At 64.6% G+C, this 22,772-nt stretch carries 23 protein-coding genes and 3 pseudogenes; 13 read left to right on the forward strand and 13 right to left on the reverse strand.

What is annotated here, in order from left to right:
- Positions 1-3: 3 nt before the first annotated feature.
- Both JG743_RS04610 and JG743_RS04615 read left to right on the forward strand, forming a co-directional pair.
- Positions 4-864, forward strand: coding sequence for a hypothetical protein (locus JG743_RS04610; RefSeq protein ID WP_202298663.1), 861 nt, complete (start codon positions 4-6; stop codon positions 862-864).
- Between the two features lie 201 nt (positions 865-1,065).
- Positions 1,066-1,254: pseudogene (locus JG743_RS04615) on the forward strand (transposase); the annotation flags it as partial.
- Between the two features lie 56 nt (positions 1,255-1,310).
- On the opposite strand, the gene JG743_RS04620 reads toward JG743_RS04615, so the two are convergent.
- A complete protein-coding gene (locus tag JG743_RS04620; protein ID WP_202298664.1) occupies positions 1,311-2,099 on the reverse strand; it encodes a DUF1223 domain-containing protein in 789 nt (262 codons plus the stop codon).
- 164 nt (positions 2,100-2,263) lie between these two features.
- On the opposite strand from JG743_RS04620, the pseudogene JG743_RS04625 reads away from it, so the two are divergent.
- Positions 2,264-2,530, forward strand: a pseudogene (locus JG743_RS04625) (ceramidase domain-containing protein); the annotation flags it as partial.
- 88 nt (positions 2,531-2,618) lie between these two features.
- On the opposite strand, the gene acnA reads toward JG743_RS04625, so the two are convergent.
- The gene (gene acnA, locus JG743_RS04630; RefSeq protein ID WP_202298665.1) at positions 2,619-5,309 is read right to left on the reverse strand and encodes an aconitate hydratase AcnA; all 2,691 of its coding nucleotides are present in this window, start codon (positions 5,307-5,309) and stop codon (positions 2,619-2,621) included.
- A gap of 285 nt (positions 5,310-5,594) precedes the next feature.
- On the opposite strand from acnA, the gene ccmA reads away from it, so the two are divergent.
- From ccmA to JG743_RS34105, 5 genes and pseudogenes are all read left to right on the forward strand, one after another.
- Positions 5,595-6,203, forward strand: a complete 609-nt coding sequence (gene ccmA / locus JG743_RS04635) for a heme ABC exporter ATP-binding protein CcmA (protein WP_202302431.1) — start codon at positions 5,595-5,597, stop codon at positions 6,201-6,203.
- A gap of 229 nt (positions 6,204-6,432) precedes the next feature.
- Entirely contained in the window at positions 6,433-7,098 is a 666-nt protein-coding gene (gene ccmB / locus JG743_RS04640; RefSeq protein WP_202298666.1) for a heme exporter protein CcmB, read from the forward strand.
- Positions 7,099-7,218: 120 nt separating this feature from the next.
- Positions 7,219-7,410, forward strand: a complete 192-nt coding sequence (ccmD, locus tag JG743_RS04645; RefSeq protein WP_202298667.1) for a heme exporter protein CcmD — start codon at positions 7,219-7,221, stop codon at positions 7,408-7,410.
- Positions 7,407-7,994 carry a DsbE family thiol:disulfide interchange protein gene (locus JG743_RS04650; protein ID WP_202298668.1) on the forward strand — a complete coding sequence of 196 codons (588 nt, stop codon included), beginning with the start codon at positions 7,407-7,409 and terminating at the stop codon, positions 7,992-7,994. The genes ccmD and JG743_RS04650 overlap by 4 nt, the downstream gene beginning before the upstream one ends.
- A gap of 452 nt (positions 7,995-8,446) precedes the next feature.
- Positions 8,447-8,680, forward strand: a pseudogene (locus JG743_RS34105) (transposase); the annotation flags it as partial.
- Positions 8,681-8,884: 204 nt separating this feature from the next.
- Here the strand turns inward: JG743_RS34105 and JG743_RS04660 are convergent.
- On the reverse strand, positions 8,885-9,052 hold the full coding sequence (locus tag JG743_RS04660) for a hypothetical protein (RefSeq protein WP_202298669.1): 168 nt from the start codon (positions 9,050-9,052) through the stop codon (positions 8,885-8,887).
- Positions 9,053-9,424: 372 nt separating this feature from the next.
- Here JG743_RS04660 and JG743_RS04665 point away from each other — a divergent pair, with 372 nt between their 5' ends.
- Positions 9,425-10,342 carry an SMP-30/gluconolactonase/LRE family protein gene (locus JG743_RS04665; protein ID WP_202298670.1) on the forward strand — a complete coding sequence of 306 codons (918 nt, stop codon included), beginning with the start codon at positions 9,425-9,427 and terminating at the stop codon, positions 10,340-10,342.
- 308 nt (positions 10,343-10,650) lie between these two features.
- Here JG743_RS04665 and JG743_RS04670 read toward each other — a convergent pair whose 3' ends face one another.
- The 9 genes from JG743_RS04670 to JG743_RS04710 form a co-directional block, all read right to left on the reverse strand.
- Positions 10,651-11,184, reverse strand: coding sequence for an NADPH-dependent FMN reductase (locus tag JG743_RS04670; RefSeq protein ID WP_202298671.1), 534 nt, complete (start codon positions 11,182-11,184; stop codon positions 10,651-10,653).
- A 41-nt stretch (positions 11,185-11,225) separates the two neighbouring features.
- Positions 11,226-11,846, reverse strand: coding sequence for a pyridoxamine 5'-phosphate oxidase family protein (locus tag JG743_RS04675; protein ID WP_202298672.1), 621 nt, complete (start codon positions 11,844-11,846; stop codon positions 11,226-11,228).
- A gap of 82 nt (positions 11,847-11,928) precedes the next feature.
- The gene (locus JG743_RS04680) at positions 11,929-12,594 is read right to left on the reverse strand and encodes a septation protein A (RefSeq protein WP_202298673.1); all 666 of its coding nucleotides are present in this window, start codon (positions 12,592-12,594) and stop codon (positions 11,929-11,931) included.
- 42 nt (positions 12,595-12,636) lie between these two features.
- Positions 12,637-14,505, reverse strand: coding sequence for a signal recognition particle-docking protein FtsY (gene ftsY / locus JG743_RS04685; RefSeq protein WP_202298674.1), 1,869 nt, complete (start codon positions 14,503-14,505; stop codon positions 12,637-12,639).
- Between the two features lie 12 nt (positions 14,506-14,517).
- Complete coding sequence (mtaB, locus tag JG743_RS04690) at positions 14,518-15,846, reverse strand: tRNA (N(6)-L-threonylcarbamoyladenosine(37)-C(2))-methylthiotransferase MtaB (RefSeq protein ID WP_202298675.1); 1,329 nt, start codon at positions 15,844-15,846, stop codon at positions 14,518-14,520.
- On the reverse strand, positions 15,846-16,730 hold the full coding sequence (gene dapF / locus JG743_RS04695; protein ID WP_202298676.1) for a diaminopimelate epimerase: 885 nt from the start codon (positions 16,728-16,730) through the stop codon (positions 15,846-15,848). Before dapF ends, mtaB begins: the two co-directional genes overlap by 1 nt.
- A 165-nt stretch (positions 16,731-16,895) precedes the next feature.
- Complete coding sequence (locus JG743_RS04700) at positions 16,896-17,057, reverse strand: DUF1328 family protein (RefSeq protein ID WP_202298677.1); 162 nt, start codon at positions 17,055-17,057, stop codon at positions 16,896-16,898.
- 63 nt (positions 17,058-17,120) lie between these two features.
- Positions 17,121-18,131, reverse strand: coding sequence for an MBL fold metallo-hydrolase (locus JG743_RS04705; RefSeq protein WP_244673063.1), 1,011 nt, complete (start codon positions 18,129-18,131; stop codon positions 17,121-17,123).
- A 131-nt stretch (positions 18,132-18,262) separates the two neighbouring features.
- The gene (locus tag JG743_RS04710; RefSeq protein ID WP_202298679.1) at positions 18,263-18,562 is read right to left on the reverse strand and encodes a hypothetical protein; all 300 of its coding nucleotides are present in this window, start codon (positions 18,560-18,562) and stop codon (positions 18,263-18,265) included.
- Between the two features lie 126 nt (positions 18,563-18,688).
- On the opposite strand from JG743_RS04710, the gene JG743_RS04715 reads away from it, so the two are divergent.
- From JG743_RS04715 to zapE, 4 genes are all read left to right on the forward strand, one after another.
- Positions 18,689-19,720, forward strand: coding sequence for a hypothetical protein (locus JG743_RS04715; RefSeq protein WP_210388519.1), 1,032 nt, complete (start codon positions 18,689-18,691; stop codon positions 19,718-19,720).
- A gap of 40 nt (positions 19,721-19,760) precedes the next feature.
- Positions 19,761-20,204 carry a VOC family protein gene (locus tag JG743_RS04720; RefSeq protein ID WP_202298681.1) on the forward strand — a complete coding sequence of 148 codons (444 nt, stop codon included), beginning with the start codon at positions 19,761-19,763 and terminating at the stop codon, positions 20,202-20,204.
- A 213-nt stretch (positions 20,205-20,417) separates the two neighbouring features.
- Positions 20,418-20,957 carry an AprI/Inh family metalloprotease inhibitor gene (locus JG743_RS04725; protein WP_202298682.1) on the forward strand — a complete coding sequence of 180 codons (540 nt, stop codon included), beginning with the start codon at positions 20,418-20,420 and terminating at the stop codon, positions 20,955-20,957.
- A 121-nt stretch (positions 20,958-21,078) separates the two neighbouring features.
- Positions 21,079-22,281 carry a cell division protein ZapE gene (gene zapE, locus JG743_RS04730; protein WP_202298683.1) on the forward strand — a complete coding sequence of 401 codons (1,203 nt, stop codon included), beginning with the start codon at positions 21,079-21,081 and terminating at the stop codon, positions 22,279-22,281.
- 1 nt (position 22,282) lies between these two features.
- Here the strand turns inward: zapE and JG743_RS04735 are convergent, their stop codons facing one another.
- Complete coding sequence (locus JG743_RS04735; RefSeq protein ID WP_202298684.1) at positions 22,283-22,711, reverse strand: GNAT family N-acetyltransferase; 429 nt, start codon at positions 22,709-22,711, stop codon at positions 22,283-22,285.
- Positions 22,712-22,772 lie beyond the last annotated feature (61 nt).

Consider the following 22,772-nt stretch of genomic DNA (forward strand, 5'->3'; position numbering starts at 1 on the left):
ATAATGGTCGATCTTGAATCAAAGCGCGAAGGCGACAGAATTATAATTCTGCTTGATCCGGGTCAGCCGATTGAGCTTGGCGATCTTTCGGAAAGTTTTTCCGCTCTGGCCCGCATGTATGGGCGGCACTACAGGTCGCACGGCGAAACCGCGCCAAAGCTGTATGTGACCAAACTGGAAACCGGGTCGATCTTGATGGAGATCGCACCCTATCTGCAAATGCTTGGCCAAGCCGTGCAGCCAATTGATACGGCTGTCATCGTCGCCGATTTCACCAACAGGCTCTGGCGAGGTCTCAAAGCGTTTTCTGGCGGCCCACTAGAGCCAGTTCGGTTAGACCCGCCTTCGGATGACGATGCGCGCGACATCCGCGAATTTGTGAAGCCGTTGCTCGGCAAGAAAGGGGCGGAACTTGGCATCAAGCACGCCCGCTACCGAAAGACCGATGGCGAGAAAGAAACGGTGGTCGAGTATGACTTTGACGAAAGCGAGCTTAACCGCGCTGCCATAAACATCGACGCGGCCCTAAGCGCGGAGCCGGCGCTTTTGGAGGCGCCGAACGCTCTACCGGATCACCAGATCAAGCGCGAGGTCATGCTGTTTATGGACCAAGCCAATCGCGGGCCGGGCAAAGAGAAAGGCCGCACTGGCGACAAGGGCATCATACCGTCGATTTCGGATAAGGCTTTGCCCGTCTACTTCCGCAAATCCATCAACGACCTCAAAGGCCAGATCACCAAAGAGGTAAACCCCCTGACCAGTACCTTTGTCGTGGACGTGCATGTCCAGTCAGTCGCGGGCGAGCCGAAAGGCTACATCGTCACTGAAGTCCACGATGCCATTCCAAGTGATCCAGCCGAATAGGCTGACAGTCAAAGGTGCACGGACCAGTCGGGCGTATCCAAAAGCCAGACGGTAAATATGAGCGCGATCAGCACGGCCAGCGCGATCAGGAAGATGATTACTTCGGCCCTATTCATGGCCGCAACCTAACAGCCAAAGCTGGGATCACAATTCACATGGCTGTGTCAGCCGAGTTCCAGCCTTTGGTGCGTTTGCTACATAAGACCGAATAAACGTGTGGTTCCGCCAGAGCTCTACCGGGAGCGCAACCGCATCGAACGCTTCTTCTGCAGGCTCAAGCAATTCCGCCGGGCCGCAACCCGCTTTGACAAGCTCGCACGCAACTACCTGGCCATCCTCAATCTCGCATCGCTCCGAATATGGCTGCGACACGTTGAGTCCACGCCCTAGGGTCTGCGCTGCGTCGCTTCGCTCCTTGCTCTGCCCTAGGATGACGAAGGCTGTGGTCAAAGACGATCGGGCTTGCGGATGAACGCGGCGCCGAGGATCGGGCCGGGCATGCCGTCCTTGCCGACCGACTGCAGCAGCACCGCACAGCCGGCCTTCTTGGCGATTTCGGTCATCGGCAGTTCGTAGCGCTGCGCCTTGCCATGCCACATGCCGGCGATCTGGATGTCGGAGACGGCGTTCCAATATGTCAGGCTGCGGCCGCTGTTCTCGCCCTGGCCGATCTTCACCATCTGCGGCGGATCGAAATAGACGATCACCACATGCGCGTCGTTCGGGCCGTTGCCGGCATCGCCGGCATCGATCATGACGCGGTCGGTGGTGCGGCTGACCTTGACGCCGACGCGCATGCCTTCGCCGGTTCGGTCGAGGCGCGCCAGCGTGCCGTCGACTTCCTTGCGGCTGGCGCCGTTGACGTGGCTGCGGCCGTTGATCACGGCTTGCGGCGTGTAGACCGAGCGGCTGCCGAAGGCGCGCATATAGTCATACTGCCGGTCGGTGTTTTCCTTGCTGCTTAGCGTGTCCTGCCAGCCGAGATAATCCCAGTAGTTGACGTGATAGGCGAGCGCGACGATGTTCTCCTTGCCGGCAAGCTCGGCAAAGAACTCATCGGCCGGCGGGCAGGAGCTGCAGCCCTGGCTGGTGAAAAGCTCGACCACGCCAAGCGGTTTGTCGGTTTGCGGTCTGTCCGCCTGGGGCTTCTCGGGCTCGCCCGCCAGCGCCGTGCCGGCAAATGCCGACAGGGCCAGCGCCAGTGCCGCGAGCCGCAAGGGTTTTGCAAATGCCATGGCCGTTCCGATTCCCGCCGGTGACGCCGGCCTTGTTCTGATTGCTAAAATATGTGGCAGAAGCGCCAGTCAACGGGAAGTCACGTTGCGGTGAAATTTTCACCGCAATAGGAAGGATGCCTGCACTTCACGCCGTGGTTCGATTAGGAGGGCGCATCATCGTCATGTGGCAAACTCTCCTGGCGCCTGTCGATCTTTACTGCGAGCGGACCGGACCGGCACTTTGGGCCGAGCCGGCCAATGCTTTGACCAATCTTGCCTTTATTGCCGCTGGATTGTGGGGCGTGCGGGAGGTGCGGCGGCATGGAACCGGAACGTTCGCCGAGGTGCTGGCCTGGTGGGTGGTGGCGATCGGCATCGGCTCGACGCTGTTCCACACCTTCGCCGTCAAGGCCACGATCTGGGCCGACGTGCTGCCCATCGCCGGCTTCGGCAACAGGGGAGTATGGTAGGCAGTAGGCAGTAGGCTTAGGCAGTAGGTGTCCTATTCCCTACTGCCTAAGCCCTATTCCCTGGCCGCTACGCGGCCAGGTCGCGCAGCACGTATTGCAGGATGCCGCCGTTCTTGAAGTAATCGAGCTCATCCAGCGTATCGATGCGGCAGATGATCGGGACGTTCTTCACCGTGCCGTCACCGTAGGTGACCTTGGCGGTCATCTTCTGGCGCGGCTTGATGGCGTCCAGCCCGTCGATCTCGACCAGTTCGTCGCCCTTGAGGTTGAGGGAGGCCCATGAGGTGCCGTCCTCGAAGACGAAGGGGATGACGCCCATGCCGACCAGGTTCGAGCGGTGGATGCGCTCGAAGGACTGGGCGATGACCGCGCGGACACCAAGCAGGTTCGTGCCCTTGGCCGCCCAGTCGCGCGACGAGCCGTTGCCGTATTCGACGCCGGCGAAGATGACCAGCGGCACGCCTTCCTTCTTGTACTCCATCGCGGCGTCGTAGATCGACATCTCCTCCTTCGAGGGATAGTGGATGGTGTAGCCGCCCTCGCGGCCGTTCTCGCCCAGCATGTGGTTGCGGATGCGGATGTTGGCGAAGGTGCCGCGCATCATCACCTCATGGTTGCCGCGCCGCGTGCCGTACTGGTTGAAGTCGGCGACGCCGACGCCATGCTCGGTGAGGTACTTGCCGGCCGGCGAGGCCGCCTTGATCGAGCCTGCAGGTGAGATGTGGTCGGTGGTGATCTTGTCGCCGAATAGACCGAGCACTCGCGCGCCCTTGATGTCGCCGATCTTGCCGAAGCCCGAGGTCATGCCGGCGAAGTAGGGCGGGTTCTGGACGTAGGTCGAGCTGTCGTCCCAGGCATAGGTCTGGCCTTCCGGCGCCTTGACCTTCTGCCAGTACGCATCGCCCTTGAAGACGTCGGCATATTTGCGGGCGAACAGCTCGCGCGTGACGTTCTTCTCGATGAACTCCTGGATCTCGGCCGAGCTCGGCCAGATGTCCTTGAGGTAGACCGGCTTGCCGTCGCGGCCTTCGCCGAGCGGCTCGGTGGTCAGGTCCTTGGTCACCGTGCCGGCCAGCGCATGCGCGACGACCAGCGGCGGCGAGGCGAGATAGTTCGCCTGCACGTCCGGCGAGACGCGGCCTTCGAAATTGCGGTTGCCGGAGAGCACCGCGGCGGCGATCAGACCCTTGTCGTTGATGGTCTTGGAGATCGGCGCCGGCAGCGGGCCGGAATTGCCGATGCAGGTGGTGCAGCCGAAGCCGACCAGGTTGAAGCCGATCTGGTCGAGCTCCTTCTGCAGGCCGGATTTCTCCAGATATTCGGCGACCACCTGGCTGCCCGGCGCCAGCGAGGTCTTCACCCACGGCTTCTGCTTCAGCCCGACGCGGTTGGCGTTGCGGGCGAGCAGGCCGGCGCCGATCAGCACGCTCGGGTTCGATGTGTTGGTGCACGAGGTGATGGCGGCGATGACGACATCGCCATGGCCGAGATCGTGGTCGGTGCCTTCGACGGCGTAGCGCTTGGATATCTCGGCGGCCTTCTTGTACTCGGTCTCCATCGCCTTGGCGAAGCCGGCCGGAATGCCTTCGAGTGCGACGCGACCCTCGGGCCGCTTCGGACCGGCCATCGACGGCACGACGTCGCCGAGGTCGAGTTCGAGCAGGTCGGTGAAGACCGGGTCGGCCGAGCCTGTGTCGCGCCACATGCCTTGCGCCTTAGAATAGGCCTCGACCAGCGCGATGCGGTTTTCGTCGCGGCCGGACATCGTCAGGTAGCGGATGGTCTCGCCGTCGACCGGGAAGAAGCCGCAGGTGGCGCCATATTCCGGCGCCATGTTGCCGATGGTGGCGCGGTCGGCCAGCGTCATGTTGGACAGGCCAGGGCCGAAGAACTCGACGAACTTGCCGACGACGCCCTTCTTGCGCAGCATCTGGGTGACGGTGAGGACGAGGTCGGTGGCGGTGACGCCCTCCTTCAGCCTGCCGGTGAGGCGGAAGCCGATGACCTCGGGCAGCAGCATGGAGACCGGCTGGCCGAGCATCGCCGCCTCGGCCTCGATGCCGCCGACGCCCCAGCCGAGCACGCCGAGACCGTTGATCATGGTGGTGTGCGAATCGGTGCCGACGCAGGTGTCGGGATAGGCAGTGGTTTCGCCGTCCTCGCTGTTCGTCCACACCACCTGGCCGAGATATTCGAGGTTGACCTGGTGGCAGATGCCGGTGCCGGGCGGCACGACGCGGAAGTTGCGGAAGGCCTGCTGGCCCCATTTCAGGAATTTGTAGCGCTCCTCGTTGCGCTCATATTCGAGCTCGACATTGCGGGCGAATGCCATCGGCGTGCCGAACTCGTCGACGATCACCGAATGGTCGATGACGAGGTCGACCGGCACCAGCGGATTGATCTTTTCCGGGTCGCCGCCGAGCGCCTTGATGCCGTCGCGCATGGCGGCCAGGTCGACCACCGCCGGAACGCCGGTGAAATCCTGCATCAGGACGCGAGCCGGGCGATAGGCGATCTCGACGCCGGCGGTGCCCTTGTCGGTCAGCCAGCCGGCCACCGCCTGGATGCTTTCCTTGGTGACGGAGCGGCCGTCCTCGTTGCGCAGCAGGTTCTCCAGCAGAACCTTCATCGAATAGGGCAGCCGGGCGATGCCGGCGAGGCCATTCTTCTCGGCCTCGGTGAGGTCGAAATAGACATAGTCCGCGCCACCCGCGGTCAGGGTGCGGCGGCATTTGAAACTATCGAGGGATTTTGACACGTGCGATCCGTCCTTGTCTGTTCAGCCTGAAAGGGAACGGACGCCGATGGCATGCAATCACGCGCAAAGGTGCGGGTACGGCCATTTCCGCTGTCCGCTCCCAAGCAACCCGAGCCGTTCAAGGCGGCGCGTGCGCTGGTTCGGCGCTAATTCTGATCCCGCGCCGACCGCTGGCACGGATGAACCGCATATAGAGAATTTCCTGGAATAGTTCTAGACAGTCCGAAAGGCAAATTTGTGCGATGCGGCGATGGCCGCGAAACGGTGCTTTCGGAACAGGCAATGATGCGGCTGATCGCCGAAAATCTGGGCGGCGAGCGCGGCGGCGAGACGGTCTTCTCCGGCATCGGCTTCACGATCGAGAAGGGCGAGGCCCTGGTCGTCACCGGTCCGAACGGCGCCGGCAAGTCGACACTGCTCAGAGTGCTCGCCGGATTGCTGCGGGCCGCCGAAGGGCAGGCGCGGGTCGAAGGCGGCGGCGAGGCCTTTCCCACGGTCGCCTCGGCCTGCCACTATCTCGGTCATCTCAACGCGATGAAGACGGCATTGAGCGTTGCGGAGAATCTGCGCTTCTGGCGCGACTTTTCCGGCGAGCCTGCACTTGGCGTGGAGGCGGCGCTGGAGACTGTCGGACTCGGCGGCATCGGTCATCTGCCGTTCGGCTATTTGTCGACCGGGCAAAGGCGGCGCGCCTCGATCGCAAAACTCCTGGTCGGCCAGCGGCCGATCTGGCTGCTCGACGAGCCGACCGCAGGGCTGGACAAGGCTTCGGAGGAGCGGTTTGCGGGGTTGATGCGGGGACATCTGGCGGATGGAGGGATTGTGGTGGCGGCAACGCATCTGCCGCTGGGGTTGGATGGGGCGAAGGGGTTGAGAATGGGGATGACTGGATGACGTTGGCATTCTGTCACACCCCACTCTGGCCTGCCGGCCATCTCCCCCGCAGGGGGGGAGATCGGATGTCGCAGCGGCTTTCGCCAGTCATCGACGTTGCAGGAAAAGCGCCTGCAGGGAAACTGCCAATCTCCCCCCTTGCGGGGGAGATGTCCGGCAGGACAGAGGGGGGTGTGCAGGAACGCCATCTTCGGAAGGAACGTGACCGAGCCTTAGAGGCGCCTCACCAATGCTAGCCCTCTTCCTGCGCGATATCCGCCTGTCGATCCGCGCCGGCGGCGGGGCGCTGACGGGCGTCATCTTCTTCCTCGCCGTCATCGCCACCATCCCGTTCGGCGTCGGGCCGGATCTCAACCTGCTTGCCCGCATCGGTCCGGCGATCCTGTGGATCGCCGCCCTGCTCGCCTGCCTGCTCGGCCTCGACCGGCTGTTCCAGGCCGACCGCGAGGACGGCTCGCTCGATCTCCTGGTGCTGGGCAACGATCGCCACATGCTGGCGCTGACGGTGCTGGTGAAATGCCTGGCGCACTGGATGGGCAGCGTGCTGCCGCTGGTGGTCGCCGCGCCCTTGCTTGGGCTGTTCATGAACATGGAGCCGGCCGGCATCGGCGCCACCGCGCTCACGCTGCTCGTCGGCACGCCGGCCATCACCTTGATCGGGGCGGCTGGCGCCGCGGTGGCGGTGGCGCTGCCGCGAGGCGGGCTGCTGATCTCGGTGCTGGTGCTGCCGCTCACCATTCCGGTGCTGATCTTCGGCGTCTCGGCAAGCTATGGCGCGGTGGCCGACCCGGCGCCGTTCCTGCAGCCCTTCCTCATTCTTGCCGCGCTGACGCTGTTTCTTGCCGTGCTCGGGCCGGTGGCGGCGGCGCTGGCGCTGCGCCACGGGACGGACTAGCGATTCGGGCTGCGGCGCGGCGGCCGATTGCGAAGCCGGAACGGCAAGGCTAAGGGAAGGCATGATCAAACAAGGCGAAATGGCCGGGCCGGAATGCCGCATCCAGGTGGAGCGGCTGCCATGAGTGCGCATGCGCTCTATGTCACCGCCGCCTATGCCATCACGGCGCTGGTCCTGGCCGGGCTGGTCGCCTGGATCCTGGTCGACCAGCGCGGGCGCAAGCGCGACCTCGCCGAGCTCGAAGCCGCCGGCGTGCGCCGGCGCTCCGACAAGAGCGCCGAGGCCCTCAAGGACAAGGGCGTGAAATCATGAGCAGCGAGAGCACCGAGACCGGAAGGCCGGCGCGTGGAAGGCGCCTTTTCGTCCTGCTGCCGCTGCTGATCTTCCTCGGATTGGCGGGGCTGTTCCTGTCGCAACTCCTGTCCGGCCGCGACGTGTCGGAAGTGCCGTCGGCGCTGATCGGCCTGCCGGCGCCGCAGACCAATCTGCCGCCGCTGGAAGGCAGCACGTTGCCTGGGCTGGATTCCAAGGCCTTCGCCGGCAAGGTCACGCTGGTCAACGTCTTCGCCTCATGGTGCGCGCCGTGCCGCGACGAGCATCCGGTGCTGCTCGCTTTGTCGAAAGACAAGCGTTTCGTGCTGGCGGCGCTGAACTACAAGGACGAGCCGGAGAACGCCCGACGCTTCCTCGGCGAGGTCGGCAATCCCTACCAGGCGATCGGCGTCGACGGGGCGGGCCGAGCGGCGATCGATTGGGGCGTCTACGGCGTGCCGGAAACCTTCGTCGTCGGCAAGGACGGCAAGATCGCCTACAAGCATGTCGGGCCGATCACGCCGGAGTCGGCCGAGACGCTGCTGTTGCCGCAGATCGAGAAGGCCCTGGCGGCGCCGGGCTAACGCCCGTGGCTTCGTCATCCTCGGGCTTGACCCGAGGATCCTGTGTGTTTGCTCAGTGCTATGGTTGAAGTGGGAAGGAGGCCGAGAGGATCCTGGTCGTCTCTTCGAGGACAGGCCGCGGCATGGCTCGGTCCCTTCCCACCAATGAACCATCAACCTGAACAGTTGCACGGGGCTGTCTTCAGCAGACCCCGCACCACAGGAAGAGGCATGGCCATGATAGTGCAGAACTATGTCGGCTGCGACATTTCCAAAGCGAGGCTCGACTTCTTTGATGAGGCAAGCGGCCGCTACCAGCGGATCGCCAACCAGGCTGAAGCGATAGAAGCCTATGTGGCAGGCCTTTGCGCTGGTCGCGACTTCGTTGTCATGGAGGCGACCGGGGTCCATGACCGGCTGCTGCGCCATGCGCTGGGCAAGGCCGGCATTGCGTTCTCGCGGCCCCGCTCGACAACGAGAGCGGCAAGGCCAAGCGCAAGAGCAAGATCAGCGGTGGCCGCCCGCGCGTGCGCCGCGCCCTCTACATGGCGGCGCTGGGCGCCATCCGCGCCAACGATCGCTTCAGAACTTTCTACACTGCGCTCGCCGCGCGCTCCGGATCGAAGAAACTTGCCATCGTCGCTGTCGCAAGGAAGCTCCTAGTCACTCTCAATGCCATCATTCGAGACAAAACGGCCTTCGCATGAACACAGTTGCCATGCCATGACGCTAGCCGAAGAATGCGACGGTCCAGAATAGGTGCCCGTTAACGCGCAAGATCACGGGCCACGGCAAACAAGTGTTCTGCATAGCCGCGGCGCTCGAAAGTCACGGCATGGATCCTTGGGTCTTCGCTCCGCTTCGCGTCGCTGCGCCCAAGGATGACGAACGTGACAGCTCGACCGAAAAACTCAGCCGTAGATCTGCTTGTGGATCTGATAGAGCATCTCGGAGCGGTCGGCGCGCATGTCGGCCAGATCGCGGGTGGAGAAGCTGTCGATTTCGGCGACGAGGCGGTTGTACTGCTTGCGCTTGGCGATGCTTGCGCGAGCGCGGGTCATGAGGCTGTCGATGATCATAGCAAGGGTCCTTTCGTGCCGCGTTGTTGCGGTGAATTGTTCCTCCCTTGATCGATACGGAGCATGACATAGTAACGGTGCGTTGCAAAAAGAAGATGTTGCAATGCACCATTGCGCTGAGCGCATAGCCGGTTAACCCGTCGTTACCGCCGAGCCGCCACTTGGGATGCTTCAAAAAACTCAAGATGCGGTGAAGCCTGCATCTGCGATCTTGCCATATCCCTCGCCGGCTGGCTTGATCGCGACCGACCCAAAGCGCGTCGCGCAGAAAGGTACTGCGCGCCGCGCTTTGGGTTGTTGTTTTATGCATGTCGCTGTCCCAAAACCGCTGCACACTTTTGGGCGACATGCATTGATGCCGGGAGGAGATGCATGACGGCCGCCGACTACGAAGTTCTCGATCCGCGTTTTTCGCGGCTGGTCAACAGCAATGAGCGGGTGGAAAAGCTGTTCACCGGCTGCCGCTGGGCGGAAGGTCCGGCCTGGTTCGCCGCCGGTCGCTACCTCGTCTGGTCCGATATCCCAAACAACCGCATGCTGCGCTTTGACGAGACCGACGGCAGCGTCAGCGTGTTCCGCCAGCCGTCCGGCAATTCCAACGGCAACACGGTCGACCGGCAGGGGCGGCTGGTCACCTGCGAGCATTCGGGCCGCCGCGTCAGCCGCACCGAGCATGACGGCTCGATCATCACCATCGCCGACAACTGGCGCGGCAAGCGGCTGAACTCGCCGAACGACGCTGTGGTGAAGTCCGACGGCTCGATCTGGTTCACCGATCCCGCCTACGGCATCGACACCGACTATGAGGGCAATCACGCGGAAAGCGAGATCGGCGCCTGCAACGTCTACCGGGTCGATCCAGGCACGGGCGAGATCGACGCCGTCATCACCGACATGGTGAGACCCAACGGGCTTGCCTTCTCGCTCGACGAAAGCCTGCTCTACGTCGCCGATACCGGCCGCACGCATGGCGCCAAGAACCCGGCACATATCCGCGCCTTCAACGTCGGCAAGGGCGGCAAGAAGGTTTCGGGCGGCAAGGTCTTCGCCGACTGCACGGCCGGCCTGTTCGACGGGTTCCGGCTCGACGAGGCCGGGCGTATCTGGACAAGCGCCGCCGACGGCATCCATTGCTACGATCCCGACGGCACGCTGATCGGCAAGGTCAAGGTGCCGGAAGTCGTCGCCAACTGCGTGTTCGGCGGCCCCAAGCGCAACCGCCTCTACATCGCCGGCACCACCTCGCTCTACGTGGTCTGGCTGATGGTCAACGGCGCCAAGACCTATTGAGGCTGCGATGCCGAGACACTGACACGGTTTCGGCAACCTTTGAGATTTGCCGAGGCCCTCACGATTCGTCATCCCAGGGCGAAGCAGGAGCGAAGCTCCGTCGCGGAGACCCTGGGATCCATGCCGTGACCTACGAGCGTCGTGACGGTGCAATTCTGTTTACGGTGCACCCGGTGTGAAGTGTCTGGAGTCCTTTTCTGAACCGCTGCATTCTTCGGCAAATGTCACGGCATGGATTCTAGGGTCTGCGCCGCGTCGCTACGCTCCTTGCTCCGCCCTAGAATGACGAAGATGTGGGTCGCTGCTGCTCATCGCGAGCCGATGAAGTCAGCGAATGCCTGGACCGCGTCACGCATCGCCAGCCGGCGCGCCGCCTCGGCCAAGATCGCCTCCATCTCCGGCGGCTTCTTGCCGATCAGGACGATCTCCAGTGTCGTCTCCTCGTGGAGCGCGAACGACATCGTTCGCATGATCTCGCTGAGTGCGGCGCGGGCATAGAGCGAGCGCGGCGAGGCATGCACGAGCATCGCCGGCTTGCCGACGGCGGCGTCGCGCGACACCAGCCAGTCGAGCGAGTTCTTCAACCCGCCCGGCACGCCATGGGCATATTCCGGGCACGAGACGATGACGCCATCGGCCGCAGTGACGGCTTCGATCAGCCGGGCGGCTTCCGGCGGCGTGCGCTCGCCCTCGTCGTCCGGATTGAAGATCGGCAGCCGGCCAAGCCCGTCATAGACGGTCACGCGGCAGCCGGCCGGCGCGTTTTCAGCCAGCGCCGCGAGCAGCGCCGAATTGGTCGAGGCGGCGCGCAGGCTGCCGGAAATGGCAAGGATGTTCAGCACGATGGGAGAGGCCGGTCCGGACGAATCTTGTGCGGAAAAGCCTACCACATGGTCTGCCGGTAATCCTCGTCCAGCTCGCGGTCGATGTCGCCGGCCGTGTCGGCGAGCGCCAGCTGGTCGCGGATGATCTGGCCGAGCGTCGGCAGGCTCGTACGGTCGTACCAGGTCTCGGGCTTCCACAGATCCGAGCGCATGAACGCCTTGGCGCAATGCATGTAGGCGGCCTTGACCGTCACCACGATGACGCTTTGCGGCTCCTTGCCATCGACCGCCAGCCGCTCGCGCAGGCCGGCATCGACGGTGATGCGGGCATCGCCGTTGACGCGCAGCGTCTCGTTCATGCCGGGGATGAGGAACAGCAGCCCGACCGAGGGATTGCGGACGATGTTCTCCAGCGTGTCCAGCCGGTTGTTGCCGGGCCGGTCGGGAATGGCGATGGTGCTGTTGTCGAGGATGGCGGCGAAGCCGGGCTTGTCGCCCTTCGGCGTCACATCGGCATTGCCGGCGCCGTCGGAGGAGCCGATCAGCACGAAGGGGCTCTTGCCGATGAAGGAGCGGCAATGGCCGTCGAGCGCCTTCAGTTCCTTGCGGATGGGGCCGTCGGTCGGGCGGGGGGTCTTGTAGATCGTCCTCAGCTCGTCGCGCGTGGTGAGGAATTCCATGCCGTCCCCCTCCCGGAGTTGCCCAGTTTGTCTCGTCGCAATTCCGGACGGAAAACCGCTACGCACTTTTCCTGGAATTGCTCTACTTGCCGGCGTTCTCTTCCTTGGCCTTTTCCTCCAGCGAATGGCGCATGATCAGCGGCATCTGGCTGAAGGTGAAGAGAAGCGTGATGGGCATGATGCCCCAGACCTTGAAGGTAACCCAGGCGTCGGTGGAAAAATTCCGCCAGACCACTTCGTTGACGAGGGCCAGGAACAGGAAGAACAGCCCCCAGCGGAAGGTGAGCTTCCTCCAGCCTTCCGTGTCGAGGCTGAAGGCGGAATCGAAGACATAGCCGAGCAGCGACTTGCCGAAGTACAGGCCGCCGAGCAGCACGCCGCCGAACAGCGTGTTGACGATGGTCGGCTTCATCTTGATGAAGATGTCGTCCTGCAGATAGAGGGTCAGCGCGCCGAAGACGAAGACCACGACACCCGATACCAGCGGCATGATCGGCAAGGTGCGGGTGAGCAACCAGGACGCGATCAGCGCGATGGCGGTGGCGGCCATGAACAGGCCGGTGGCGACGAAGATCGGCCCGCCAAGCTCGCCAAGCGCCGGAAATTTCTGCACCAGCCATTCGCCGCGCGCATTGGCGAAGAAGAATACCAGCAGCGGACCGAGCTCGAGCACCAGCTTGAGCGCCGGGTTGACGCCTTCCTTCTTCTGTTTCTGCGGGTCGGACGGGTCGCGTTCGAGGATGTTCATGAAAGTCCTTGTTGTCCCGAAAGCCGGCGCTTTTGGGATCGTTCAAGCCACACCGGCGATCGCCCTGGCGAATTCGCTGGCCGAGAAAGGTTCGAGGTCGTCGACCTGCTCGCCGACGCCGATGAAATAGACCGGCAATTTGTGCTTTGCCGCGATCGCCACCAGAATACCGCCGCGCGCCGTGCCGTCCAGCTTGGTCATCACCAGGCCGTTGACGCCGGCGACGTTGCGGAAGATCTCGACCTGGCTCAGCGCATTCTGGCCCGTGGTGGCGTCGACCGTCTGCAGCACGGTGTGCGGGGCGTCCGGATCGAGTTTGCCCAGCACGCGCACGATCTTCTCCAGCTCCGCCATCAGCTCGGTCTTGTTCTGCAGCCGGCCGGCGGTGTCGATGATCAAAACGTCGGAGCCGGCCTCCTTGGCCTTCTCGAAGGCATCGTAGGCGAGGCCGGCCGCGTCGGCGCCGAGTTTCGAGGCGATGACCGGCGATTTCGTCCGCTCGCCCCAGATCTTCAGCTGCTCGATCGCGGCGGCGCGGAAGGTGTCGCCGGCGGCGAGCATCACCGACAGGCCGCCTTCGGTCAGCTTGGCGGCCAGCTTGCCGATGGTCGTGGTCTTGCCGGTGCCGTTGACGCCGACGACCAGGATGACATGCGGCTTGTGGCTGAGGTCGAGCTCCAGCGGCAGGGCGACCGGGGTAAGCACCTTCTCCACCTCGGCCGCCATGACCGAGCGGACCTCTGTATCGGAGACATCCTTGCCGTAGCGGCTGGAGGCCAGCGCATCGGTGACGCGGAGCGCGGTCTCCAGGCCGAGATCGGCGCGGATCAGCACGTCCTCCAGGTCCTGCAGAGTGTCCTCGTCCAACTTGCGCTTGGTGAAGACGCCAGCAATGTTGCCCGACAGCTCGCGCGAGGAGCGAGCAAGCCCGTCCCGCATGCGCTGGAACCAGGAGCGCCTTGCCACCGGCTCCGGCGCCCTTTGCACCTCGGCCTTCTGCTCGACCTTCTTCGCGACGGTCACCTTGCCGGGGGATGGTTTTGGCTCTGGCGAAGGTTGCCGGTCGGGTGCCGACTCTACCTCCCCCTCGATGGGGGAGGTCCCGAGCGCAGCTCGGGGGTGGGGGTGACTGGTACCAGCGCTGGCGCCGTCACCCCGCCCCGCCGTTTCGCGGCGACCCTCCCCATCGAGGGGAGGGTGGGGTGCAGCCTCGATCTCCGGGGCGATCTCGGCGCGGACCGGCTGCAGTTCCATGGGCGCCGGCTGGCGGACAGGCGGCAGAACTTCCGCTGGTGGAATTTCGGGCGTCGGCGCCTCGACGGGAATTTCGGCGGGAGGCGCCGGCACTTCGACGGGGGCAGGTACTGGCGGCGTCTCAGGACGCGACGGAACAATCTCCGGCTCTGTCGGCGCAGGCGGCGGCACCTCTTGGGGCTGCGGCTCGGGCGCAGTCTCCGGAACGGCGGGCGTCGGAATTTCCTCGGGCACCGGCGGTTCGGAAGGCACCTCCGGAGCCGGCTGGGGCTCTTCCACGGGCTCAGGCACCGGCAGCGGCTCCGGCTCAGCCGGAACGGTCGGCTCCGGCGTTGGCGGAATGATCGGAGCCGGCTCGGGCTTCGGCTCCTCGGCCGCCGGTTGCGGCGTGGCCTCTACCTCCCCCTCGATGGGGGAGGTCCCGAGCGCAGCTCGGGGGTGGGGGTGACTGGCGCCGGCGTCGGCGCTGTCACCCCGCCCCGCCACTTCGTGGCGACCCTCCCCATCGAGGGGAGGGTGGGGAGCCTGCTCGGCCGCCGGTTTCAGGGCATCCAGCGCATCCCATTTGATCGGCGGCAGGGGTGCGGTCTCATCGACGCGCTCCTCGACGACTTCCTTCTTGCCGAACGAAAATATCTTCTTGAAAAAACCAGCCATGCTTTGCGTATCTCAGGCGGCGCGCGCGGCAAGCGGCGCGGCCAGAAGGCGGGCGCCGTCATGGCCCATAACAACAGCCTCGACGATCTCGCCCGGCGACCCTGCGTCGATGGCGGCCAGCGTGAAACCTTCGGTGCGGCCAAGGCCGTCGCGCTCGACCAGGATCGACTGGCGCGTGCCGGCAAGGGACGCAAGGTGACGGCGATAGGCGGCCTCGCCGGCGGCGCGAAGCCGGGCGGCGCGCTGCTTGACCAGCTCGCGCCGCACCTGCGGCATGCGCGCGGCGGGTGTGCCCTCGCGCGGCGAGAACGGGAAGACGTGCAGATGCGTCAGGCCGCACTCCTCGACGATTTTTTCCGAGTTCGCGAACATCGCCTCGGTCTCGGTCGGGAAGCCGGCGATGATGTCGGCGCCGAAGACGATGCCGGGGCGCAGCTTGCGCACATCCTCGCAGAAGCGGATCGACTGGTCGCGCAGATGGCGGCGCTTCATGCGCTTCAGGATCATGTCGTCGCCAGACTGCAGCGACAGATGCAGATGCGGCATCAGACGGGGCTCGGTGGCGATGGCGTCGAGCAGATCGTCGTCGGCCTCGATGGAATCGATCGAGGAGAGCCTGAGCCGCTTCACCTCGGGCACCTGGCGCAGGATCGTCTTCACCAGCTTCCCAAGCTTCGGGCTGCCCGGCAGGTCGGCGCCAAAACTGGTCATGTCGACGCCGGTCAGCACGATCTCGGCATAGCCATTGCCGGCCAACCGCTTGACCTGCTCGACCACCGCGCCCATCGGCACCGAGCGCGAATTGCCGCGGCCATAGGGGATGATGCAGAAGGTGCAGCGATGGTCGCAGCCATTCTGCACCTGGACGAAGGCGCGCGCCCGGCCCTCGATCGCGTCGACCATGTGGCCGGCCGTCTCGCGCACCGAGAAGATGTCGTTGACGCGCGCCTTCTCGGTGTCGTTGACGCCGAAATCGGGCAGCGCGCGATAGGAATTCGCCTTGAGCTTCTCCTCATTGCCGAGCACGAGGTCGACCTCGTCCATGGCGGTGAAGTTGCCGGGCTCGGTCTGCGCGGCGCAGCCGGTGACGATGATGCGGGCGTTCGGGTTCTCGCGGCGGGCTTTTCTGATCGACTGCTTGGCCTGGCGCACGGCTTCCGCGGTGACGGCGCAAGTGTTGAAGATGATGGCGCCGCCCTTGAGCGCGCCGAGGCCGGCGCTTTCGGCCTCGCGGCGCATCACTTCCGATTCATAGGTGTTCAGCCGGCAGCCGAAGGTGACGACGTCGATGCCCTTCGAGGTGGGGGCCTCGGAGACCGGGCCTTCTGCCAAAGCGGACATCAGGCGGCGCTTTCGGTGTCACGGGCCCACTGGCCGGTCGTCGGGTCGAAGCTGCCGGAGAATTCCCATTCCGCGGCGCCGGTCAGGATGACGTGGTCGTCGTCGCGCCATTCGACATGCAGTGAGCCGCCGCCCGGCGTCATCAGCGTCACGCTGCGGCCGGTGCGCCTGGTGCGGGCGGCCGCCACCACGGCGGCGCAGGCGGCCGAGCCGCAGGCCTTGGTGAGACCCGCGCCGCGCTCCCAGGTGCGGATCACCATGGTTTCGGGCGAAGTGACCTGAGCAATGGTGATGTTGGCGCGCTCGGGAAAGATCGGATGGTTTTCCAGGAGAGGGCCGAAACGGTCTAGCTCATAGGACCAGACGTCGCGATCGACCCAGAAGATGGCGTGCGGATTGCCCATCGACACGGCCGAGGGTGAATGCAGCACCGGCGCGTCGATCGGGCCGATCTGCAGCTCGATCATGCGGGTATCGCGAAACTCCTCGGCGAGCGGGATGTCCTGCCAGCCGAAGCGCGGCGTGCCCATGTCGACCGAGATCGTGCCGTCGGCATGCTCCTTGGCGTTGAGGATGCCGGCGCGGGTCTCGAAGGTGAAAGTCTTCTGGCCGGTTTCGGCGGCCAGCGCCTGGACGACGCAGCGCATGCCGTTGCCGCAGGCCTGCGCGCCGGAGCCGTCGGAGTTCAATATGTCGACGTAGTAGGCGGTGCCCGGCGTCCTCGCATCATGGATCGCCATGATCTGGTCGAACTTCGTCGCCGCATCGGCATTGAGCGCGATCGCCGCCGCCGGCGTCACCTGGTCGGCACGGCCGCGCATATCGGCAACGATGATCTCGTTGCCAATGCCGTTCATCTTGGCGAAGGGGGCGGTGCCAGCCATCTACCGGTAATTCCGTATCCGTTTTGCCGCTATATGGCGGAAACGGGCGGGAATTACCAGTGCGGCGCGCTTGAAGCCACGGCGAAGATGCGGGCTGGCGACGGCGAAGACGCCGCGCCTAGTTACGGCGAAGACGCCGAACCGGCCACGACGAAGACGTCGGGCCTAGGTCACCGCAAAGACGCCGAGCACGATCAGCAGGAAGATGATGAGGACGACGCCGATCAGGATGCGCGCGCCGGTGGCGGCTGCTCCTGCCAATGCCGGCATGCCGAGCAGGCTCGCCGCGGCGGCGACAATAAGAAGGATGATGATCCACTTGATCATGGAAAGGCTCCCAGCCGAATTGCGTTGTGGGGTCAACGCGTCCTGTCGGCTTGGGTTCCTTGGCTAGACTTCCGGCACATCCCAGACCTCTCCTGGACGCAAGGGGCGAAAGCGTTCCTGTGGCAGGCCCTCGGCATCCAGCGCTTCGGCGAGTTTTCGCACCGGCTCGTCGATCGGCTCGTTGGTAAGCTGAAAAGTGCCCCAGTGGCAGCCGGCGGCATAGGCGGCGTTGCAGAGCGTCATGCCTTGCACCGCCTCCTCCGGGTTCTGGTGCTGGGGCTCCATGAACCAGCGGGGCTCATAGGCGCCGATCGGCAGGATGGCGAGGCGGAAGCCGCCATGCTTTTCGGCCATCAGCCGGTAGTTGGCACCGCCATGAAAGCCGGTGTCGCCGGCGAAATAGATTTTCGCGCCTGGCGTCTCGACCACGAAACCAGCCCACAGCGCCATGCGCCGGTCGCGCGCGCCGCGGGCCGACCAGTGGTGCACCGGCTCGACATGGACGGTGACGTCGTCGCCGACGTCGATCCTGTCGCCCCAGTCATGCGCCGCAAGACGCATGCCGGGCACGGCGCCGTCGATGATGGCGTCGTTGCCGAGCGGCGTGATCACCAGCGGGTCGTGCTTCGCCTTCAGCCGCTTCAGCGTGGCGAGGTCGAGATGGTCGTAATGGTTGTGGCTGACCAGCACCAGGTCGATCGGCGGCAGCTGGGAAAAGCCGATGCCCGGCGCGTTGACGCGCTTCGGCCCGGCGAAGGACAGCGGCGAGACGCGCTGCGACCAGACCGGATCGGTGAGGATGTTGAGGCCGGCCGTCTGGATGAGCAGCGAGGAGTGCCCGACCATGGTCAGGCGCAGCACGCCGCCGCCGATGCGCTCATCCGGCTTCGCCTGGTGAAACGGGCTCGGATTCGCCGCCGGCCATTTCGCACGCTCGCCGCCCAGCTGCCATTTCACGAGATCGGCGAAGCGGCCGGGCGGCTTGCCATTAGGATTGAAGAACAAGGTCCCGTCGAAATGATCGCTCAGCGGGCCGCGATAATAGCGGTTGGCGACTCTCTTTCTCGCGACCAATGTTTCGGCTCCGGCGGGGTTTTTCTTCTTGCAACATAGGATCGATGCCTTCTGGCGCAAGCATTTGCCGGGCGGATGCTTGCCTGGCCAGATGCCGTGCGCTGGTGCCGGCGATGATTTCCGGTATACGATCATGCGGCGGAATGGAGGGGTCCACCATGTGTCGGCGGGCGGTTCTTGCAGTCATGGCGGCGATCATGGGGATCGCGCCGATGTCGCCGGCTGCCGCCGCGCAGACGCGGCCCGGCGCTTGCGCCTATGCGCCAGCCATCCTGGACGCGAGCGATTTCCTGCTTGCCGAACCGGCAACGTTCCCGAATTTCTGGCGCGATCGTTTTGGCGATGATGCGGCCTATCTGAAGATAAGCTATGGCGGCCTCGCCTACACCGAAGGCTCGGCGCTCCTGGCAAATCTGGAGAAACGCAGCCATCCACCGCTGCGCATTGTCGAACTCAGGCTTGCCTATGCAAGAACGCCTGACCGGGCGGCGATGATTGCCGGTATGCAACCGCTGCCCAAGGCAAAGTCGATTGTGCCTCAGCTTGGCCAATCTGCCTTGCGGGCGCTGGTCACCGAGGATGGCGGCGACTGGCTGCTGGGCGAACTGGCGCGCTGGCAGGCATCCGATGCCAACAATGCATCGGTCGCCGCGAAAGGGATTGCCCAGGCTCTGGCCGACCTCGATGACGAGGCAAAGTCGCGTCTTGCCAAAAGAGCGGAAGATGCGGGCATTTGGCGGCTGGCTCTCGATGTGCGGGCGTTGGAGGACAATCTCGCTGACTTCGTTTCAACCCTTGATCGCGTTCCAGCCACTGTGCTTCCCAACAAGGACGACCGTGCGCAGTTCATACGCAATGCGCTCTACGCGGCCGACCTTCGTCCTTCCTTCGATATTTCCAAACAGCCGGCAGAGGTCCAGGCGATCGACCGCAAGAATGATATGGGCGCCGTTCTGCGGCCGGTCGGGCGGCTTGTTGCCTATGCTCCGCAAACCGCGATGCTGCTGCAGGTGATAAACTACAGCGGCAACCTGCGTGTCGGCACAACAGTGGCCGAAGGCCTCAACGCGCGGATTGCAGCAAAACAGCTCGACCCGATCAACAATCCCGATGCCGTCACGGCAGCCATGCTCGATGGGCTCGACTATGTTCTCGGTCGCAAGGACCGGGAGAATAACCTGGCTGGCATTGGAATCTCCGAAATGCTGGGCGAAACGGCTGAATCGTTCGTCGAAAGGGCGTTGGCGCGGTTCACTTTGGCGCCTTTCATGCAAGGTAATGAGACCGAACCGCCACCTCGCCCGAAACAGCTGGCAGCGGCCTTCCCTTGGGAGCAGTGGGCCGGATTGGCCGGCAAGCTGAAGGCCGGCGAAACCATCTCGGCGGACGATCGCATCGTCGCCGCAGACGTCATGATTGCCGCCGACCGCCCCTCAGACGCTTTGGGCTTTCTGAAAACAGCCGGCGACTGGAAGACGGCAGTGCTGAAGGCTCATCAGCTGGCGCTCGCGCTGGACCGCCGGTGCGCCGACTTGCTACGACCCCCGGTGGCGCTTTCGCAGCCGCTCTACCGGTTCGATCAGCGCTGAGACCGTCCCAGCGACATTCTTTGATTTCGAAGGAAGCACCATGGCGATGAAGCGGACCAAGACACCGTGGATGAAGGCTGAGGATTTCGGCCGTTCGCTGCCGCGCGGGCTGGGCGTCAACCTGCTGGTGACCGACATGGCGGCGATGGAGGCCTTCTACCGCGACGTGCTTGGCGCCCGCATCATCTATGCCGACGAGGATTTCGCGGCGATCGAGCTCTTGGGCTCCATATTCATGCTGCATGCCGACCACTCCTATCTCGACAATCCGATGAGCGGCGTCATCGCCGGCGCCGAGACGCGCGGGGCGGGCATCGAGTTGCGCCTCTACGGCGCCGATCCGGATGCGATCGAGGCGCGGGCGCGCGATCTCGGCCACATCGTTCTCGCCGGCACGATCGACAAGCCGCACGGCCTGCGCGAATGCTACGTCGTCGGTCCGGACGGCTATGTCTTCGTGCCGAGCGTGGCGCTTTCCGCATAGGTCACGTCGGGTTTTGCGCAGGGCGACGGGTTCTTCGGGGCACACGCAAGCGGACCTTCGAGGGTCACACGCCTGTTGCGATAAATTTGCAACAATTGCACCGCAAAACCCTATTTTAACCATATCGGGTTGAAATTCTGCCACCTTCTCCATCTTGGTGAGGGGAGAGATTGCGCGGACGGCACCCCCCGGCCGGATCCGACGGAGGTTGGAATGACTTTTTCGAAAACCGGTCTGGTGGCCGTATCGCTGGCCGCGCTTGTCGCAAGCGGCTGCTCGACGTCGCGGTTCTCGTCGATGGATGACCAACAGCCGGCGCCGCTGACGCCGGCGCCCGCCGGCACGGTGACCGGAAACCAGCTGCCGCCTCCGGCAGCCCCCGGCACCACCGACGCGTCGCAGTTCCCGACCGCGCCGGCGAACAGCCAGGTCGCCTCGCTGCCGCCGGATGGAAGCGCACCCGCAGGGGCGCCGGACCTGACCGCGGCCAGCGTCGCGGGTGTCTGGAACGCCAGCGTTTCCGGCCAGAGCTGCAAGGTGGCGACGCCGCAGACCAAATTCGGCGCCGGCTACCGCGCCGGGCCGCTGCATTGCCCGGCGCCGATCGACGGCATCAAGTCCTGGAACGTCGCCGGCAAGCAGCTGACGCTCTACGACGAGAATGGCGGCACGCTGGCCCGACTCTACTCCTCCGGCGGCGAGAAATTCGACGGCCAGACTTCCACCGGCCTGCCGATCTCGCTTACAAGGTAGGCGAACCCGCTTGGAGCGGTTCAACGTTTGATTGGATCGCCGAGACCGCTCCAGGCATTTTGTCTTACGCAATTCCGGGCGCAAACCGGTTTCCTGGGATTGCTCCAGAACGACGTGACCGATGCACCTGCGTGACGGCCTCCAGACCCATGCGACCGTCAGGCAGCGCTACGACCATCTGGTCGAGACCGGCGCCATCGGGCGCGACCTGGCGCAGGAGCGCATCGCCGCCGCGCTCGACCGGCTGACCGACGAGATCTCCGCGAAAAGACTGGCGCAGAAATCGAGCGCGCTGGGCTGGTTGTTCGCGCGCAAGCAGCCGCCCGCGGCGGTCAGGGGCCTCTACATCCACGGTGGCGTCGGCCGCGGCAAGACCATGCTGATGGACATGTTCTTCGAGCTGCTGCCGGTCAGGCGCAAGCGCCGCGTGCATTTCAACGACTTCATGGCCGATGTGCAGGACCGCATCCAGAAGCACCGGTTGGCGCGCAAGAACGGTGACGCCAAGGAGGACGATCCGATCCCGCCGGTGGCGCGCGCGCTAGCCGAACAGGCCTGGGTGCTGTGCTTCGACGAGTTCTCCGTCACCGACATCGCCGACGCCATGATCCTGTCCCGGCTGTTCTCGGCGCTGTTCGCCAATGGCGTCGTGCTGGTCGCCACCTCCAACGTCGCGCCCGAAAATCTCTACCGCGACGGGCTGAACCGCCAGCTCTTCCTGCCCTTCATCAGCCTGCTCGAGCGCAATGCCGAGGTGATGACGCTGGACAGCGACAAGGACTATCGACTCGAGAAGCTCAGCCGTATGCCGGTCTATATCACGCCGGCGGATGCGGCCGCCGATGCCGCCCTCGATGACGTCTGGCGGGCGATGACGCATAGCCGGCCGGTGGCGGAGACGGCGCTGACGGTGAAGGGCCGGCAGGTCGTGGTGCCGCGCGCCACCGGCGATGCGGCGCGCTTTTCCTTCGCCGATCTCTGCGAAAAGCCGCTCGGCGCGCGCGACTTCCTGGCCATTGCCGGCCGTTTCTCCACCATCTTCATCGATCACGTGCCGGTGCTCGGCGAAGGCAGGCGCAACGAGGCCAAGCGCTTCATCCTGTTGATCGACACGCTCTACGATCATCATATCCGGCTGGTGGTGAGCGCCGAGGCCTCGCCGACCGGGCTCTACACGGCCAAGCGCGGCAACGAGGTCTTCGAGTTCGAGCGCACGACCTCGCGCCTGATCGAGATGCAGGGCCACGAGTGGCTGGAGGACTGGGCGGAGCGGCGGAAGGCCCGGACGATGATGACACCCGAGGCGCAGCAGGCGCAGGCCTAGCCTAAAAGTCATACACGTACATCACGAACGCCTCCGCCGGCCCGTGGCGCTCGGCGCTCGATTCATAAAGCGCACGTGCCGCGATATTGCCCGGCTCCGTCCCCACCCAGGCTTCCTCGCAGCCATGCGTCCGCCCAAGTGCGAACATGGCATCCAGCATTTTTCGCGCGATGCCCTGGCGCTGGAAAGCGGGCGTCACGCCGACCTCGTCGATGTAGAGCTCGCTCGCCTTGTCCGGATGCCGGTGGATGACGGCGGCGCATTGGCCGACGACCAGGCCATCGGCCATTGCCACGACCATCAGATGGCCCGGCGAGGCGAGATAGGCCGCCAGCCTGTCGGGCCGCACCGGCTCATCGAACACGTCCTCCGCAACATACTTCACAAGGGCGTCATCGCCCGCCTGCAGCCTTCTGATTTCCACCTTCATTGTATAAATTCTCCCAAGTCGGTTTATAAACTTTGACGTTTACGTAAAACCCAAATTATCT

The sequence above is a fragment of the Mesorhizobium sp. 131-2-1 genome (genome assembly GCF_016756535.1).
In the GTDB taxonomy this organism is placed as follows: domain Bacteria; phylum Pseudomonadota; class Alphaproteobacteria; order Rhizobiales; family Rhizobiaceae; genus Mesorhizobium.